The organism is Thiocapsa rosea, assembly GCF_003634315.1.
Classification (GTDB): Bacteria; Pseudomonadota; Gammaproteobacteria; order Chromatiales; family Chromatiaceae; genus Thiocapsa; species Thiocapsa rosea.
In genome coordinates this window covers 4162836-4180535 of sequence record NZ_RBXL01000001.1, presented here as the reverse complement: position 1 = coordinate 4180535, position 17700 = coordinate 4162836, and the positions used below count along the sequence as shown (strand labels likewise).

At 65.4% G+C, this 17700-nt stretch carries 11 protein-coding genes; 3 read left to right on the top strand and 8 right to left on the bottom strand.

Going from position 1 to position 17700, the window contains the following annotated elements; all coding sequences use genetic code 11:
* Positions 1-302 precede the first annotated feature (302 nt).
* The 7 genes from BDD21_RS18775 to tagH form a co-directional block, all read right to left on the bottom strand.
* Positions 303-1037, bottom strand: a complete 735-nt coding sequence (locus BDD21_RS18775; RefSeq protein WP_120798458.1) for a PP2C family protein-serine/threonine phosphatase — start codon at positions 1035-1037, stop codon at positions 303-305.
* A complete protein-coding gene (tagF, locus tag BDD21_RS18770) occupies positions 1034-1792 on the bottom strand; it encodes a type VI secretion system-associated protein TagF (protein ID WP_120798457.1) in 759 nt (252 codons plus the stop codon). The genes BDD21_RS18775 and tagF overlap by 4 nt, the downstream gene beginning before the upstream one ends.
* A complete protein-coding gene (gene tssM, locus BDD21_RS18765) occupies positions 1789-5340 on the bottom strand; it encodes a type VI secretion system membrane subunit TssM (RefSeq protein WP_120798456.1) in 3552 nt (1183 codons plus the stop codon). Before tssM ends, tagF begins: the two co-directional genes overlap by 4 nt.
* A complete protein-coding gene (icmH, locus tag BDD21_RS18760) occupies positions 5337-6719 on the bottom strand; it encodes a type IVB secretion system protein IcmH/DotU (RefSeq protein WP_120798455.1) in 1383 nt (460 codons plus the stop codon). The genes tssM and icmH overlap by 4 nt, the downstream gene beginning before the upstream one ends.
* A gap of 3 nt (positions 6720-6722) precedes the next feature.
* Entirely contained in the window at positions 6723-8054 is a 1332-nt protein-coding gene (gene tssK / locus BDD21_RS18755) for a type VI secretion system baseplate subunit TssK (protein ID WP_120798454.1), read from the bottom strand.
* A gap of 12 nt (positions 8055-8066) precedes the next feature.
* Positions 8067-8567, bottom strand: coding sequence for a type VI secretion system lipoprotein TssJ (gene tssJ / locus BDD21_RS18750; protein WP_120798453.1), 501 nt, complete (start codon positions 8565-8567; stop codon positions 8067-8069).
* A gap of 105 nt (positions 8568-8672) precedes the next feature.
* Positions 8673-10211 carry a type VI secretion system-associated FHA domain protein TagH gene (tagH, locus tag BDD21_RS18745; RefSeq protein WP_120798452.1) on the bottom strand — a complete coding sequence of 513 codons (1539 nt, stop codon included), beginning with the start codon at positions 10209-10211 and terminating at the stop codon, positions 8673-8675.
* Positions 10212-10540: 329 nt separating this feature from the next.
* Here tagH and BDD21_RS18740 point away from each other — a divergent pair, with 329 nt between their 5' ends.
* The 3 genes from BDD21_RS18740 to BDD21_RS18730 all read left to right on the top strand — a co-directional run bounded on the left by BDD21_RS18740 (position 10541) and on the right by BDD21_RS18730 (position 16921).
* Positions 10541-12745, top strand: coding sequence for a bifunctional serine/threonine-protein kinase/formylglycine-generating enzyme family protein (locus BDD21_RS18740; RefSeq protein ID WP_120798451.1), 2205 nt, complete (start codon positions 10541-10543; stop codon positions 12743-12745).
* Positions 12742-13821, top strand: coding sequence for a tetratricopeptide repeat protein (locus BDD21_RS18735; RefSeq protein WP_120798450.1), 1080 nt, complete (start codon positions 12742-12744; stop codon positions 13819-13821). Before BDD21_RS18740 ends, BDD21_RS18735 begins: the two co-directional genes overlap by 4 nt.
* 421 nt (positions 13822-14242) lie before the next feature.
* Positions 14243-16921 carry an autotransporter family protein gene (locus tag BDD21_RS18730; protein ID WP_211335098.1) on the top strand — a complete coding sequence of 893 codons (2679 nt, stop codon included), beginning with the start codon at positions 14243-14245 and terminating at the stop codon, positions 16919-16921.
* A gap of 30 nt (positions 16922-16951) precedes the next feature.
* Here BDD21_RS18730 and BDD21_RS18725 read toward each other — a convergent pair whose 3' ends face one another.
* The gene (locus BDD21_RS18725; RefSeq protein WP_170164820.1) at positions 16952-17590 is read right to left on the bottom strand and encodes a lipase family protein; all 639 of its coding nucleotides are present in this window, start codon (positions 17588-17590) and stop codon (positions 16952-16954) included.
* Positions 17591-17700 lie beyond the last annotated feature (110 nt).

Below are 17700 nucleotides of genomic sequence, written 5' to 3'. Positions count from 1 at the left end.
CCGCTAAAAGGTTGAACAGAATCTAACGCTGAATTCACATCACAAGAAAAAACGCGGAATGACTACCCATTACAGAGAGCGCTGCCGGCTTTCGAGGTCCGCTACCGCAATTCGGGAACAATCGTCACGTGTACTGAGTACCACACTCGGGCATGCGTTGACAATAGTCTTTTTTGCTCACTTCGGAGTGGCCTATGTTCCCGCTCCTAGCCATCGATGTTCGATCCATCGAATCGAAGCCGCGACAATTTAATAAGGGCTGTTGAAGAATCGCGGATCTCTCATCGACAGATCGGTATCCATCAGCGATGAATATCCACGATCACCACAGTGATATTGTCTCGCCCCCCCGCATTGCAGGCAGCCTCGATCAAATTGCGTGCAACCTCCCCCGGCGCGGCGCCGCATAGGATCTCTGCGATTGCATCCGACCGAAGCTCCTTGACCAAGCCGTCGCTGCACAGCAGGAAGCGGTCGCCGTCTCTCAATGCCTCGACGCGCAGGTCCACATCCATCTCGGAGTCGGCGCCGACCGCACGCACCAGCACATTCGAGAGGGGGTGCTGCTCGGCCTGCTCGGGCGTCAACATCCCCTTGTCGACAAGATCCTGGACATGCGTGTGGTCCAAGGTCAGTTGCACAAGCTCGCCGTCGCGCCGCCGATAGACACGGCTGTCGCCGACCCAGAGGATGGCGCAATGGTCTCCGACGGCGATCAGGGCAACGATGGTGCTGCCGATCAGGTCATCGCCCCGCGCCGCCGCATCGGCCAGCAGCCGGCGATTCACCTCCTGCAGGATGTTGCGCACCGATTCGACGGAAGAGCCCAAGAGGTCGAGACGCCCCATCCGACCGAGACCCTCCACCAGCATTCGGCTCGCCATGCCGCCATCGCTGTGCCCGCCCATCCCGTCGGCGACGGCCCACAGACCCAGATCAGGGCGGTCCAAGTAGGCGTCCTGGTTGACGTCTCGGACCCGACCGGGATGGGTTACACCCGCCGATGTCCAGCGCAGGTGAGCCGGTCGCAGACTCATGTTGGCTCCTCGCCCGGGATTGCCGGGTCGGCTTGAGCGAGCTCCCACCATCCCCTGTTGGCCCAATCCCCTGCGAGGAGTGCACTGAAGCCTTCCGTCGGCGGCAATCCCTGACAGGCAAGAAAGGACGGTGCCACCTGCTCGGAGCCACGCGACCACCAGAGACTGTAGGCACAGAAGACCTGATCGAGCGCGCGAGCCAACAGGGTCGAGCAGCCGGCACTCAGCTCCGAGGGAGAGGCCGCGCCGATCCGCCAGGCGTTGGACCTGACCTGACCGGCTGCGGCCGCCGCAGCGAGACCGGGGAGCAGATCGATCGGGACCCCCAGCTCCAGGGTCAGCGCATCGAAGTCCTCGACCGAGCGATCTTCCTCAAGCCCGGAGAGCATCACCGCCTCGGCGCGCTCGAACCAATCCGCGGCGGCCAGAATCCGCAACGGGTCGACCCCCGTCTCCAGCGGACAGGCGAGCGTCAAGGGAAAATAGCGCCCGACCCGATCCACACTGGGCATCAGCACGCCCGCCCAAGCGCTCCGCCCGGCCACGCCAGGGGTCAGGACAAAACGCCATAAAGGACTCGTGAGATAGGTTTCGAGCCAGGAATCGCCGAGCTGAGCACGACTCTCCACCAGACATTCGCGCAGCCACAGATCCCACGGCTGGACGAGTTCGGCGGGCAGGCGGCGGCTCACGAAGTCGCCGAGGCTCGGCAACTTGCCGTAGAAACCGGGTGATCCCTGGTCAGTTCCGCTCATAGGCGCCCCGGACAGCGAAACCCTCTCAGCTCGTCGAGCTTGAAGGGATTGCGCACGCTGATCGCGCGCAGATCGAACTGCGCGGACATCCCGGCCACGGAGAAGGTCAGCCGAAACAGCTCCGGTTGATTGGTCGCGGTGAGTCGGGAACGGTCGAGCACGCGGAACCAGGCCCAGGGCCCCTCCTCCGTCAAACTTGGCCCGCCACCGCTGGTGTCGACGAAGACCAGACGCGCCCTCGGTGCGCCGTCCGGCGGCGGCCATTGCAGCTTCTGCGTGCGCAAGGGACCGTGCCGGTAATCGACAATCTGGCCCCCGAGATCCAAGGTGAATTGGTTCAAACGGGCATCCATGCCGCGCGGCTGAAGCTCGAACTCGACCGACGGGGTATTGCCGCCGCTCATAAAGAACGCCTCGCGGATGACGGCCGCGCGCTGAAATTGGGCCAGCACCTCGTCCGGGATCCCGATGGCCTTGTCGACCCAACGCCATGTGGAACGTGCCGTATCGACGGACGGACTCAGGTGCGCCTTGAAGAAGGCGTCGATCAGCCCGTCCGGGCCGAAGACCCGGCCGAAGTCATGCAGCGTCGTCTCGCGCGCGGTTCCGGCGACGAAGGGATAGCGGTCGTGGATCGCCTCGCGGCAGAAGGGCAGCACCTCGGCCGTCCAGATATTGTTCAGTTGAGCCCGCGCGCCTCCGGCGGCGATGTTGGCGCTATCCTGTGCCAGGGTTCCGACCAAGCCGCCGATCGGTGCCGGAAGCTGCGCCGCGAGCGCCTTGGCATCGCGGATCTCGGCACTCTCGCCCGCCACCAGCAGGCCGCGACCCGTAGTCGCCGCCGCGGCCACGGACGACAGGTGGAGCTGCAACTGCCCCATCGAAATCAGGACCCGCTCGATGGGGGCCTGACGTTGCTCGTCGGATCGCACCAGGTCATGCAGCCAGGCAAAACGACGCGTCACGTAGGCCTCCGGGGCCTCCGCGGACGGCGCGGCGGGGTCCGGGTCGTCGAAATAGCGCTCGACGCGCTGTCGGAATCCTTGCAGGGGCGCTCCGCCCTGACCCGCGGCGGACGCATCGGCCGGCGGGAGTCGGTCCAGCTCGGTCTGGCGGGCGGCCGCGACAAGGAGGCGCTTCAGCGGTGAATACTCGGGGTCGGCAAGGATGCGTGCGACCTCCGAGGCGTGATGCAGATCGCGCACGGCGACCAGATCGATATCCTCGAGCAGCGCCGTCCATTCAACGACATAGTCGCGCAGATAGCGCTCGCGAACCTCCTCGAGCACGCGCCGCGCGCCGTCGGATCCGGCCGCGAGACGGGCATCCGGACCCAAGACCCAAGCCTCCTTCTCCGCCGCCTCGATCAGTCGGCTGCTCGCGCTCGTGAATCCGCGGTGGTAGCCGTCGTAGGTGAAGAGCGCGGGCACACCCTGATTGATCGGCCGTCCGCTGCGACGGGCAAACACCAGCTTCGCAAAATCCCCGCCGGCATCGCTGATGGTGAAATCGGTAAGGTCATCGCCCGGTCCGTCCTGCTTGAGGCGAGCGTAGATGCGCTCGGCCGGGGGCGTCCGGTTGAGAATGACCCGCGCGTCGGCGATCAGCGTCCCGTCGAGTTCGATCGGCAAGGGTGCGGGCCGGCGCACCAGCAGGGCCGACAAATGATCGCGCAATGCCTCCTGCTGCTCGGTGGTGGTCTCGCGCGGTAGACTGCGCTGCCAATCGCGCCCGACCCAATACTGCACGGCCGCGGGGTCGTAGTGCTCGTCGCTGTCGAGCATGAGGTAGACACGCAAGGCATCGTAGAGATAGTCGGGGTCGCCGCCGGCCTCGCGGACCTGCTCCTCCAGACGCAGGATGACCCTCGGCAGCAGGGCCTTGGCGAGAATGCGCTCATAAGCCCGCTCGGCCTGAGATCCGAGCTTGCCGCCTTGATAGAGGCCGAGCCCCATACTGACGGGGACAGACGCGCCGCGGGCGGCGTACCCGCCGGGAATCGTGCGCGCCGCATCCAGCAGGGGCAGGACACCGAGCGGGTTGCGCTCCTCGACCGGGATGGCGTCGATCTTGGCCTCGATCTCGACCACGCGCTGCCCGACCTCGTCGATGTAGGCCAGGTTGCGCGAGTAGCTCGTGGTCCAGGCCGCGCCGGCCAGCAACAGGACCGTGAAAACCCCGGCATAGGCCCCTCGCCTGAGCCAACGTCGGCGACGCTCCAGACGCGGATTCAGCCCTGCAAGCCCTGCCTCGGTGAAGATCAGATCGCGCAGCAAACGCGTCAGGAAGAAGCTCTTGGCTGTCCCTCTGAAGGGGAGCTGGGCCTGGCGAGCAAGGCCGAAACTCCCCGCAAACCCGCCCAGCACGCGGTCGATCGGGGTGCCGGTCTGCGTGCCGCTGGTGAAATAGACACCCCGCACCAAAGGGCGAATTTCGAAACGCGACGGGGCGAAGGTGTCTTGCAAAAACTGCTCGAGAGCATCGCCGAGTGCATTGAATTGCCGTGGAAAGCTGAACACAAGGGAGCGTTTTCCCGGTTCACGTTCCTGCTCCATACGGGTCAGCAGACGTTGGTCGAGACGCTCGACCAAGGCCGTCAGCTCGGCCGGAAAGGTCGAGAGCGCCGCCGGGGTCGTCTCCTCGGGGTCGTAGGGGAAGGTCACGCCCCAGACCTGCTCGCGTCCCTCCTTGTTCAGATCCGCGAAGAACTCCATGAAGCCGGCCACCAGATCCGCCTTCATGAAGAGCACATAAACCGGGATCGCGATGCCGAAGGTCTTGCACAGCTCCTGGATGCGCTGGCGGATCGCCGCCGCGTGGGCCGCGCGCTCCGTTTGGCTCTGCTGCATGAGGTCTGCAAGACTCACGGCGACAAAGACCCCGTTGATCGGGCGTCGCGGCCGGTGCTTTTTCAACAGCCCGAGGAAACCCTGCCAGGCGGCGCTGTCCACCTGCTCGTAGCTATCCTGCGTGGTGTAGCGTCCGGCGGTGTCGATCAAGACCGCCTCGTCGGTGAACCACCAATCACAGTTGCGGGTCCCGCCGACGCCCTGGACCGCATCCTGGCCGAGACGCTCGGCAAGCGGGAAGCGCAGCCCCGAATTCATGAGGGCCGTCGTCTTGCCGCAGCCGGGCGGACCGATGATCAGATACCAAGGGAGTTGGTAGACCCATCGTCCGCCTAGGCGGTGCCGAACCTCCGAGCCCTTGAGGGCCGCCAATGCGGTATCGAAGCGCTCGCGCAGGACCTGCAGCTCTTCTTCGCTCGCGACCTTGGCCGGGTCCGGCGCCGCCGCCGGACGCGCCGCGAGCTGATCCATCAAGCGTCGATTCCGCAACCGCGAACGCACGAAGGAGCCAATGCGCACCACACCCCAAACCCCGAACAGGGCCCCGACGGCCATGTATCGGCTGCGCGCCGACGCCAAGGGCTCCACGCCGGCAACGCCGACCAACGGGCCGATGAACCAGATCAGCAGCGCCAGCGCGAGCGTCCCGAGGAGGGTCAGAAACCAGCGCGAGCCGAGGAATCGAAACAGCGTCTTCATGGCCGCACACTGGCCACATCGGAGGTCGTACGTCCCCCGCCGCGTGGCCCCATCAAGGTGATCTCGACCCGCCGGTTGCGGGCGTCCCGCGGATTCTCGGGTACGCGGAGCTCGGTGTCGGCGCGTCCTTCGGCGGTGAAGCGCGACGGGTCGCCCACGACCTCCACGAGCGAGGCCATGACGCGCTCGGCCCGTTCCTGCGACAGATGCCAGTTCGACGGGAAGCGCAGTGTGTTGATCGGGACGCTGTCGGAGTGCCCCGTCACCAGGACCGTACCGGGCAAGCGGGCCAGGGCCTCGCCGATCCGACGCATCAACGGCATCAAGCCCGGCGTCAAACTGCTGCTCCCCGAGGCAAAGAGTCCGTCGCCGCGGATGATGACGGTCTGGCCCGCGGGCCTGTCTTCCACCTCCAAACGCCCGGCGGCGATCTCCTCGGCGAGCAGGAGACGCAAGGTCAGCGGCGCTGGCGAGTCCGGCGAGGCCGGCGGCGCCTCGGCGAAGGGAACCCTCGGGCGATCCACGACCACCTCCAACCCGCGGTCGAGCTGACTGAGCGAGAGGAAAACAGGATCCGAATCACGGTTGAGCGAAATGCTGTAGAAGGCGAAGAGTCCGGCGAGCAGCAGGCCGGCCATCGCGGAGAAGACCCAGAGCGGCAGCTGGTGGATCAGCGGATCCCGCCGCACCTTCGCCCCCTGCCAATGCAACGACAGCTCCGGATCCGGATCGCCGCGTTGCGTGCGAATCGTCTGAAAGAGTTGCTCGCGGACCCGTTCGAGCTGTGCGCGGCCGTCCGGGCGCGCCCGGTAGCGCCCCTCGAAGCCCAGCGCCAGGCACAGATACATGAGCTCCAAGAGGTTCAGATTGCCGCTCGGATAGGCGAGCAAGCGGTCCAGTGCACTGAAGAACTTCTCCCCGCCCCAGGTCTCGTTGTGGAAGCTAATCAAGAGCCCCTGATGGCTCCAGACGCTCTCGGTCCCCCAAGGCGTATCCAGGACGGATTCGTCGATCAGGGCGCAGAGGACATAGCGCGCGGGCAGCACGACCGCATCCACCAAGCCCTTCGCGCGGGCGCAGGTCTCGAACTCGCGGACCTGGCGGACGAGGCCCTCGCGCAGTCCGGCGGGATCGGGATGAGAGACGGTCCCGCGCAGCTCCGCGGCGATCGTCAGGAGACCCGCCGCACAGCTCACGAGCGGATTGACGACCGGCGCCGTCTGCGCGACCGCGCTCCAGGTCGGCGGGACCCCGGAGAAGGGCGGCGGCTGCGCGACCGGTCGAGCCGGTGCGGCGGCCGACCGGCGCCCTCCGGGGATCGGACGGATCACGGTTGCTCCGGCGTCGCCGGGTATGCTGAAAGGATCGTCGTCGGTCACGGTTTACTCCCGGATGGCCCAGAGCTCGAGCTCCAATCCCGGGAACTCCCCGCCGATATGCATCCCGAAGCCGCCTCCCGCGCTCAGCTGCTTCCAGAATTCACCGCCTCGATCCAATTCAAAATAGTCGAAGCCCGCGTGATAGGGAATCTCCAGCGGCGCCGTGGGCATGGGCTTGAGTGCGATTCCCGGCAGGGCAAGCTTGACCAGATCCTGGATCCGCTCGACCGGGCCGACCTTGCATTGAGCGGGGAACCGGTTGCGCAAGGTCTGCGAGTCAACGCTCGCCTGTGCGGCAAGCACGAACCGCGCGGCCGGCAGCAGCGAGCGGTCAGCCACCAGCGCGACCCGGAATCCGAATTGGCGCTCCTGGATCGGGATGGCGATGGCCCGCTCGACATACTCGCGACCCAGATATTCGCGCAGACGCTCGATGAGCGGGGAGAAGGTCGCGTCCAGGTCATCGTGCCGATAGGGTGGAAACTCGGGCGGACGTTTGGTCTCGCTCGCGAAGGTCGCCAGCTCCCCGGCCAGCCCGAGCAGGTAGCGGTAGATCGCCTCGGGATGCAGTCCCCGGACCTGCATCAGATGCAGCACGACCGGCTCGGCGCGATTCATCAGCTGCAGCAGCAGGAAATCGGCCCAATCCGAGACCCCGCCGCGCCCCACCCCGCGCACGCGTCCGGCGCGCGACTCGGCCTGACGGTGCAACAGGCCGCTCAGCTCCTCGACGAAATCGGCAAGACGTCGGCCGACCCGGTAATCGATGCAGGGCGGGATGAAGGCGCGATCAAGCACCACCTCGCGGTCCGCACGACACTCGAGCACCCGCGCCACACCGCAACAGGCGAATCCGTCCCGGGCCTCCCGCTCGAGCATCAAGCGCAGATCGAGCCGCCCGATCTCGACCGATGTCTCGGTGTCGGAGCCTAGGGCGTTGTCGCGCACGCTGAGCTCGCCGACCCGATAGCGAAGGCCGGTCTCCGGCTGCTCCGGGCCGCCGCTCTCGGCAGCACCCGCGCGGCGCAGCGGCAAGGCGAGATAGAGCGTCTGACCCGATACCGACTCGTCGAGCTGCAAGGGCTGCGGAAGCGGATCGCTCGCCGGTGCATCGAACGGGGTTCCATCGGGCAGAACGCCCGCGACCTCGCTCAGCACCAGCTTGCCGATACCCAGCATCTCCGTGTCGATCTCCATCCGAGACAGACCCCAAGGATAGGGTACGCCGAGGCCCGCCTTGGCCCCGATCAGATGCTCGAGATAGCGATCGTGCTGTTGGAAATGATGGGGCTGAAGGAAGAGACCTTCGGACCAGAGTACCTTGTTGTCCCACACCGGCAGCGACTCCTATCGGGGATAGGCCGAGATGGCCTCTGCGGCAACGACGATCCGGATGGCATTGCTCATATCCGGAATGAGCGCGGTCGCGGCGCGCCAGCGGCTGCGATCGATGTCGCGATAGGCCGCCACCACGCCGATGTAGGCCGCCTCGGGATTCAACGGCCGGGTGATCTCCCGACGTTCTCCGGGCCTCAGGGTCAGTTCCTCGCGCGCAATCAGATCCGGCCCCAGCACTGCCGACTCGTTGTCGAACAGGCTGTAGAAGTCCGCGGTCATGAAGGTGCCCTGCCCCTTGAGCGCATAGATCCGCACGACCACCGGCAGCGGATTGCCGCCGGGTCCGCGATTCACGTCGGCGGTCGCTTCGATCTCCAGGCTCAGCATGGGTGCAGGCTTCTCCTCCTTCCCGGCGCAACCGGTGAGCAGACCGATGCCGATGATCAGGATCCAGACACCGAGCACGGAGACGGTGCGGCGCTGCGGTCGAGGCGGGAACAGGTGGGTCATTCTCGTTACCCTCTTGGCGGATGAACCCGAACGGTCGAGCAACACGACCGATCATCCAGATCGACCGGCCGGCCGGGCAGCGGATCGCGCCCGGTCTGCAACAGGTCAGGCGCGCTGTCGTCCGCGTGCCTGATCGAGGCGTTGGATCTGCTCCTGATACGCCTTCGTAAAGGCGTCGCCGAAGAGGCGCATGAAATCCTCCGCCGCATCCGCGGCTACCTCCTCGTAAGCCTCGGTGAAGAGATCCCAATATCGGGACTTGCGCACCATCGGGAGCATCTCTTCGAGTCGTGATCGGGCCGTCAATCGGCGCTCGAGCTCGGCGGGCTCGAAACGTGCGAGGAGCGCGCGCAATGCGGCCTGGAGTCCGGCCGTCATCGCCATCTCGTGCGCACGAATATCGTCGAAGGCCTCGCGCGCGGCGGGTACGGCCGGCAGGAAACCGGGGCTCGGGCGAAACAGCAGCCGATCCAGAAGGTCGTCGGGATCGGCCGAGAACTTGAAGGGGTTGTTCTCCGCCGGCCGAATGGTGGTCACCCCCAAGCGCAGCTCACTCTTGAATTGGGCACGCCCCATCATCGTCAGGGTCAGGCCCGCCGCCAAGGCTCTGAGGAGAGTTCCTGCGTTGCGCAGAAATTCCTCGGGCTGCCCCACACGCGCGCCGTCACCCACCCCGAGCCCTTCGACGAAGGCATCCACGAGGGCTGCCGCGTCCGAGCCGAGCGCTTCCTGCCCCTGCGGCCGTGTGTCGGCGTTCGAGCGCGCGTCGGCAGGCGGGGTGTGCGCAGGTGACGGACTCGTCGCCTGCGCAGCGGGAACTGCTCGCGAGAATGGATCGTCCTCGGAGACGGGCCCAGAGCGAACGGGGCGTTGCGGCTCGACAGCGTCCGCCGAAGACTCCTGCGGGCATGCTGGCGGCGGACTTGCCGGCGGCGCCGACGAGGCTGAGTTGTCGTTCGGCGACACATCCTCGGGAGGAGCGGCCCAGACATCGTTCAGTATGTCGTAGTCGTCCGGGATGGATTGGATCTCGGGGGGGCGAAAAAAGACACTCTCGACAGGCGTTTGGTGAGACGCGCCTTTGGGATGAGCATCCTTCGGCGCCGCTGCAAGCCGCGAATCCAGTGGAGATGCATCGGCAAAAGGATCGTCCACCAGGTGCGGTGTCGCCGCATCGAGGCTGTCGCTGCGCGGCTCTGCGGCATCGCCCGGATTCAATAGATCCAGGATGTCGGTGCGGGGACCGGGCTTGGACAGACCGGGCAACGCACTGCTTGCGATGTCATCGAAGGGATCGCGATCGCGCTTGGCCGTTTCCGGAGCTGCAGAGGCGATGCTCACGAGAAGCTCGTAAGCGCCGATGGCGAGACGGTCGCCGTTCTGCAGGGTCATGGGCTGATGCGTCGGCAACGGCTCGGTGGACTGATTGAGAAAGGTCCCGTTGCGACTGGTATCCGTGATCCAGACACCCGTGTCGCGAACCTCGATCAATGCATGCCTGCCCGAAACGACGCGCTCCGGATCATCGAGAACCAAGTCATTGTCACGCGCGCGGCCAATGGTCGCGGCGCCGGAGTTCATTCGAAGCTCCATCGGAGCGCCGGCATGGCCGCTGCGATCGATGAGGCGAAGCGTCAACTCCATGCCGCGAATCCCCGCGAGAACAGAGTCCCGAACGTCTCGTCACGATGCTGTACCCCTTGAGTCATCGCATCACGCATCGCAGAAGACCATACGTCATTTAAGGTTGATGGTTCATAGCCGGAAGATGATCCGACGACACGAGACCGAGTATAGTCGAGTCGGTCAACCGGCTCCAAAAACATCCGAAAAATTCGCCGCGCATCGAATTTCGCAACCTCGCCCATCGTCCATCACACTCCGGTGCGGATCGCTCGCGGCGGCGCTGCAACAGCTTGAGGCCATCACCATCCGCTCCGTTCGAGGACCATGCGTTTAATACGGGCCCTATCGTGACACAAACAGATCAACAGACCATCCCTGTCGGCGCAATGATCGACGAGTTCAGGGTTACTCGCGTCTTGGGCGCGGGGAACTTCGGCATCGTCTACGAGTGCGAGAACGTCCACCTCGACGAGACGGTCGCGATCAAGGAATTCCTGCCGACCGAGCTCGCGCGGCGGGACGCCGATGGTCAGATCGCGCCGCTGTCGCCGGCCACCGCAGACGCGTTCAACTGGGCTCGCGACCGATTCCTCCAAGAAGCACGCACGCTCTGGAGCCTGGCGCGCCCGGTCCCCCATCGCAACATCGTGCGCGTTACCCGCTATCGCGAGGCGAACGGCAGCGCCTACATGTTCATGGAATTCGAGCGGGGGCAACCTTTATCGGATCTACTGGAGGAACGCGGGACCCTGACCTTCGAGGAGTTGCGCCCGATCGTCGCGCCGCTGCTCGATGGTCTGGAGCGGGTCCATGCGGCGAACGTCCTGCACCGCGACATCAAGCCTGCGAACATCCTGATCCGCCCTGACGGATCCCCGGTCCTGATCGACTTCGGCGCGGCCCGCAACGTCGCCCTGAGCGGGGAGACCTCGGTATTCACCACCTACACGCCTCGCTATGCAGCCATGGAGCAGCACTATCCGGGCGGAGACCAGGGGCCCTGGACCGACATCTACGGACTTGGGGCCACCCTGTACCGGGCGGTGACGGGAGTGACGCCCAAGAGCGCCTCGGAACAACTGCTCGGCCACATCCAGGAGCCCGCGGCCGAGCTCTGCCGCGGGCGCTACCCGGACGCCTTCCTGCAGGCCATCGATGCCGCCTGCGCGCTCAAGCCGGAAGACCGCCCACAGTCCGTGAACGCATGGCGAGCGCAACTGCTTTCCGATCTGCCTGCCGCGGAAGATGCGACGGTGGTGCTGCCCACGGTCTCGGCGACGGAGGTCACCCGATTCTCGGCGTCATCGGCGGGGACGCCGAGGACGCCGACATCCAGTCAAGCCACCGGGGCGGTCGCGGTCGAGGCCGGCCTTCCACCGCCGCGCCGGATCCGGGTATGGATCCTCGCGACCCTGGTGCTCGCAGTCGCCGCCGGGGCTTCCGCCTGGTACTGGTGGACGGAACACCGATCGGACGAGGAAGCCGAACGGGCAGCCATCGAGGGGTCCTCGCGACAACCCGAGGACGCGCCGCTTCGCACGGAGCCCGAGCCGACATCCAAGGATCGCGATGTCGCCGAAACCAAGCCGGCGCCGATTCCCGCACCTGCCGTCGAGCCATTCGCCCCGCATCAGCGCTTCTCCGATCGCCTGAATTCGGGAGGGTCAGGGCCGAGCATGATCGGAATTCCTGCCGGCGAGTTCGCGATGGGCTCGCCGGTCGACGAGGACGGCCGCAACAGCGATGAACGCCTGCACGCGGCCGCGGTCGACGAGCCCTTCGCAATGAGCCGGACCGAGATCACCATCGAACAGTTCTCGGAATTCACTCGGGCCGTCGGCTATCGCACCGAGGCCGATCGCGAGAGTGCTTGTCTGCGTATCGACGATGAAGGAGTCGAGCTCGTCGCCGACCTGAGCCTGTCCTGGGAGCAGCCCGGCTATCCGGTCACGCGAGAACATCCGGTCGTCTGCGTGACCTGGAACGACGCCCGAGCCTATGCCGAGTGGCTCGGCGAGCAAACCGGCCGCGAGTACCGTTTGCCGACCGAGCTGGAATGGGAATACGCGGCGAGGGCCACCACGACGACCAGCCGCCATTGGGGCGACAACCTCGAGGTGTCATGCGATTTCGCAAACACCGCCGATGAGACCGTGCTTACCGGCGCAGAAGAGACACGACGCATCGAAGGCGCAAGATCAGAGTGTCTCGATGGCCATCTCTACGCCGCGCCGGTCGCGACCTTTCAACCAAACCTGTTCGGACTTCACGACATGCTCGGCAATGTCGCGGAATGGACATGTTCGGTCTATGATCCTGTGTATGGCGGAGGCCAAGCCAAATGCCTGGATGCGACACAGCGACGCGGCCCGGCTCCCATCGTCATCCGGGGCGGTTCGTGGCTGACCTCGCCGGCCTTGGCTCGCTCGGCCGCGCGTGATGGACTACCTTCGAATTTGGGTCTCAATACGATCGGCTTCCGCGTCCTGGCGACCAATCGCCCGTGGGAAGGCCGAGCGAGCGTAACCACTCACGGGAGTGCAGACGAATGAAGCGCATCCGGTCGCTTACAGATGTCTTCCCTCGCGGCTCGGCGGGCGCAATTGCCGCCGTGATCACGCTGCTCGTCGGCGGTTGTGCGACCACCGGCTCGGGCACCGACCCGTCCGCCGTTTACGGACAAGTCTCCGGGACGGCCGACGCCCCGGGCGCAACCGGCTATGTCATCGCCCAGCTGGAAGATCTCACCGTCGTCGATTGCCTGTTGCCCGGACGGTTGCGCAGGATGGGGGCGACCATCACCTGGGTCGGTCGCCCTCGCCCCGTCAAGCAAACCATCAGTGACTGCGAGATCCTCGGCGGCCAATACGTCCTCTTCGACCGCGCCGACTTCGACACCGCCTTGGCCGTTTGGAAGTTCGCTGCCGAACAGGGGGATCCCACCGCGCAAACCTATGTGGGCGAGATCTTCGAGCGCGGGTTGGGGCGCGCGCCCGACTACGCGACGGCGGCGCAATGGTATCGGAAGGCCGCCGTCCAGGGCTCGCCGCGGGCCCAGCTTCGGCTCGGCGCACTTTACGAAAAAGGTCTGGGCGTGCAGCGGGATCCGGTCGAGGCCCTCGACTGGTTTCGTCAGGCCGCCGGCCTTCAAAAGGACAGGATCGTCTATCTCTCGCAAGCCGTGGCGGAGGCGAAACGGCGCACCGGCGAGTCTGCCCCTCGCCCCGCCCCGCCGCGCCCGGCCCCGCCCTCCCGAGCCCCGGTCGCGGCGACGCAAGCGCCCTCCGCCGAGCTCGCCGGGCAGCCCGGCATCGAACGCGTCTCGCCCGTGAGGCCGGACGTGGTCCAGCCCGCTCGACAGGAGCTCTCACAGATCACGGCGGTTGCGCAGACACGCAATCAGGAGCTGATCCGCGCCGAGACCGCGCGTGATCGAGCAAAAGAGGACATCGTGCTCCGAAGTCGGGAGACCCGGCTCATGGATCAGGCCAAGCCGGTGATCCGTGCCGATCGCCGCTTGATCGACCAATATGTCGCGCTCACGCAAGAAGCCGAGACGCAGCGTGTCGCCGCAGAGGGTTTGGAGCGGGTGCTGGAGGTCGCCGCACCTGTGATGGCGCAACAGTGATCCTAGATCCGGCAGTTGACCGCTTCGTGCTTCATGCAACGGTTTGACTGCCTCGACGATCGCGTTCATCCGAGGGATCACCGGCCGGGTGATGGCCGCTACGACCCCCGGGCACGCCCCGCGCGGCGCCCGACTGCGTTGCAACTCGTTGGCGTAGAACCACTACGCCGCCTCGTTACGCCTTGCCGGACACCGCGCGGGACGTGCCCGGGGGCCGTTCAACTGCCGGATCCAGGATCACCGAGAGACATCGGTTCGTTAAAAAGAGGGGGCAAACGTCATGTCGACGGGGAACTGCGCGCGCTTGAATTGGGGACAACCAGGGCATCACGACGGATCGGACGCTTCGCCCGGTATCGGCTCGGGACGGTCTTGCGTCTCGCGCTTCCTACTCGCGGGCCTACTGCTGATCGCGGGATCCATGCCGCTCACGCAGGCGACCGCGGCGCCCACGACGACGATCACCGCGGATCCGTCCAGCATTCAGGAAGGCGGAGAGCCCGGTAACTTTATCATCCAAGTCACCGACCCGGATTTTCCGTGTTTCCTGAACGAATCCACCGTCGAGGTTTCCGTCGCATTCGGGGGCAGCGCCATATTCGGTGTCGATTATCTTGCAACCGGTGCTACCGGCAACCTCGTCTCGGTGCCGATGACCCTGCAAACCCCTGACTGCGAGTTCGGACAGGCCTCCGGGACGGCCTTGGTCAGGATCGATCCGCTCGCCGACGATCTCGTCGAAGGAGACGAGACGGTCGTCCTCGGCAGCTCAACCTGCAGCATCCCCGGTTTCGAAGCGCCGCCGACCACCTGCGCCGCGTCCGCAACCATGACAATCCTGGACAGCACCCTGATCGCGAGCATCGAGGCGAGTGACCCCGACGCATCGAAGGAGACGCTCGATCCCGGCGAGTTCCTCGTCAGCTTATCGAGTCCTGCAGGAGAAGGCGGCGTCACGGTCACCTACAGCCTGAGCGGCAGCGCCGTTGCCGGGGTCGATTTCGCACCGCTCCCCGGAACGCTCGTGATCCCTGCCGGACAGAGCAGTGCCACGATCAGCGTCACCCCGCTCCCCGGCAATCCAGGAGATCCCGACGCCGATCTGATTGTCACTGTTCAGCCCGGGCAGGGCTATGCCGTCGGCGCTCCCGCATCCGCGACCGTCGTCATTCGTGGTCGTCCCGCATTGCCGGAAGCCAGTATTACGGCAGTGTCGAATGCGTCCAAAGAAACCGCAACGCGCGGCGAATACATCGTCAACCTGTCCAGACCGGCAGGCGAGGATGTCACGATCTTCTATAACCTGAGCGGTAGCGCCACCCCGGGTGTTGACTTCGAACCGCTCTCGGGCACGGTTCGGGTCCTTGCGGGTCAGGCCAGCGCCCCCATCGGTGTTATCCCGATATCCGGCGAACAGGGCAGTCCCGACACCGAATTGACGGCGAGCCTCCAGCCCGGAGAGGGCTATGTCATCGGCACGCCGGCATCGGCGACGCTCTCCATTACCGGTCGGGCGGGCTTGCCTCTCGCGTTGACCGTCGTTTCCGGCAACGATCAACTCGCCACCTCGCGTCAGTCTTTGCAGCCCTTCGTCGTGCGCGCGACCAACAGCGCCGGCGGTGTGGCTGGCCTAGTCGTGCTCTGGGAAATCGTTCAGGGCGACGGCAGCCTCTCGACGACCCAGTCGACCACGAATGCCTCGGGAGAAGCCAGCACCGTACTGACACCGGGCGACCAAACGCAGTATGCCGTCCGTGCGACCTTGAGCGCGCAGGGCATTGCGCTCTCGGCCGCATTCAACGCCGTCGCCTCCGCCCCGCTTGCGGATCTTCCCGGAATGAGCCCGGGCCAACGCTCGGTGGCGGGAGCCCTCGACGCGCTCTGTCCCGCACTCAACACGCGTGGTCAGCAGGGCACGCTGACGTCGGGCGAGCAGGATTTGCTCAACCAGTGCAGAACGCTCATCGCCAACTCCGGAACAAACCCGGGAGCCGTGGTTCAGGGCGTCGTGGCCTTGACCCCGGAGCAGGCCAGTGCGCCCCGCAAGCTCATCACTCAGATCTCGTCCGTCCAGGTCGACAATCTCACCGAGCGGCTCTCCGCGCTGCGAAGCGGCGCGCGCGGTATCAGTCTGCGCGGACTCTCGGTCGGCATCGGCGATCAAACCATTCAAGGGGGACTGCTGGCGAGCGCGATCAAACAAGGGGTCGAATCCGGAGGCGCCGCCAGTGCCGACGACGCATGGCCTTTCGAGCGTCTGGGCATCTTCATCACGGGCGATGTCCAGTGGGGCTCCAAAAACAAAACCATCAACGAAGACGGCTTCACGTTCGACACCCTCGGGTTGACCGCGGGCGCGGATTATCGCTTCACGGATGGATTGATCCTCGGCGCGGCCTTGGGGTTCGCGAGCACCAAGGTCGACATCGATGCCGCCGGCGGTAGCCTCAACGGCGATAGCTGGAGCCTGTCGCTTTACGGCACCTACTACCCCACCGACAACTTCTATCTGGAGGGCTCGGCCACCTACGGTTGGGACACCTACGATCAAGACCGCAACATCGCCTACAGCCTCCTCGGTGGTTCAAGGCAAGCCAAGGCCAACTTCGACGGCAGTCAGTATTCCTTGCTCTTCGGAGCGGGTTACGACCTGATCCGGGGAGGTAATATCATCGATATGTACGGCAGGGTGAGGTATACAAGCGCATCGCTTGATGACTATCGGGAACGCGGAGCGAGTGGACTCGACTTGGTCATTCGCGGGCAGGATGCCGTCTCCTTCGTCAGTATCCTGGGCGCACAGATCTCGCGCTCGATCAGCCTGCAGAAGGCCGTGCTCATCCCGCAGGGCTGGATCGAGTGGGAGCATGAGTTCGAGAAGGGCGACGACGAGGTGCAGGGGTATTTCGCACACGACCCGAACCGATTTGGATTTTCCTTGCCCACGGATGCACTGGACACGGATCTCATCCGTCTCGGCGTCGGACTCGGTGCCCAGTTCGGCCAAGGACGTGTCGCCTTCGTGAGCTTCCAGACCTCGCTCGGCATGGAGGACTACAGCGAGTACAACGTGACGGCGGGCATTCGGATGGAGTTTTGAGCTGCACCCGTTCGGCTCTGCCCCCCTCGCCTATCGAGGCGAGTGGAGTACAGCCTCGCCCAGGATCCACGGCCAATGCTCGAACCAGCAGCAGCGATGGTCGAAACCCGGGATGCTCTTGAAGGTTGCGTCGGGATTGCCCGCACGGAAACGCTCGATGGTCCAGGGAGGGACCTGACGATCGAGATCTCCGAAGAGATGGATCTGCCGGATTCGCGGGTCAAGAGATCCTTTCCGGGCCGGATTCAGCGATCCAGCCAACCGACTGTAGCCGTGGTGGTCCGCCCAGACATCGATATCCAGATTGGCGGCGACCGTGATCACGCGCTCGACGCCGTCCAACCGCTCCGCGATCAGCATGGCAAGGACGCCGCCGCCGCTGTAGCCGATCAGTGTGATCGGCGGTCGCTCCGACGGCGTCAAGATGTGCTCGATGGCCACCACCATGCTCTCGACCACCTCCGAGCCATAACGCTCATGTGTCCAGAGTTCTGGGCGGCACCCTTCGGCCTGAGCAAACCCCTGATAACAGGGTCGCCCGACATACAACACCGGAGCCGGGTCGCGCACCATGAGCTTGAGCGCGAGCGGGTTTCTCGGCGTCGGGTCATGCGCGATCCGATATCGTGTCTCCCAAGGCCGGCCATCGCCCTCAAGATAGACATGCATCCCCTTCGCGCGATTGGAGCCGGCCGGCAATGCCGGTCGTCGATAAATCCGATGATCGAACCCGTGACCCGAAACCATCTCGCGGGTCAATCCATGCGAAGCCGCAATCT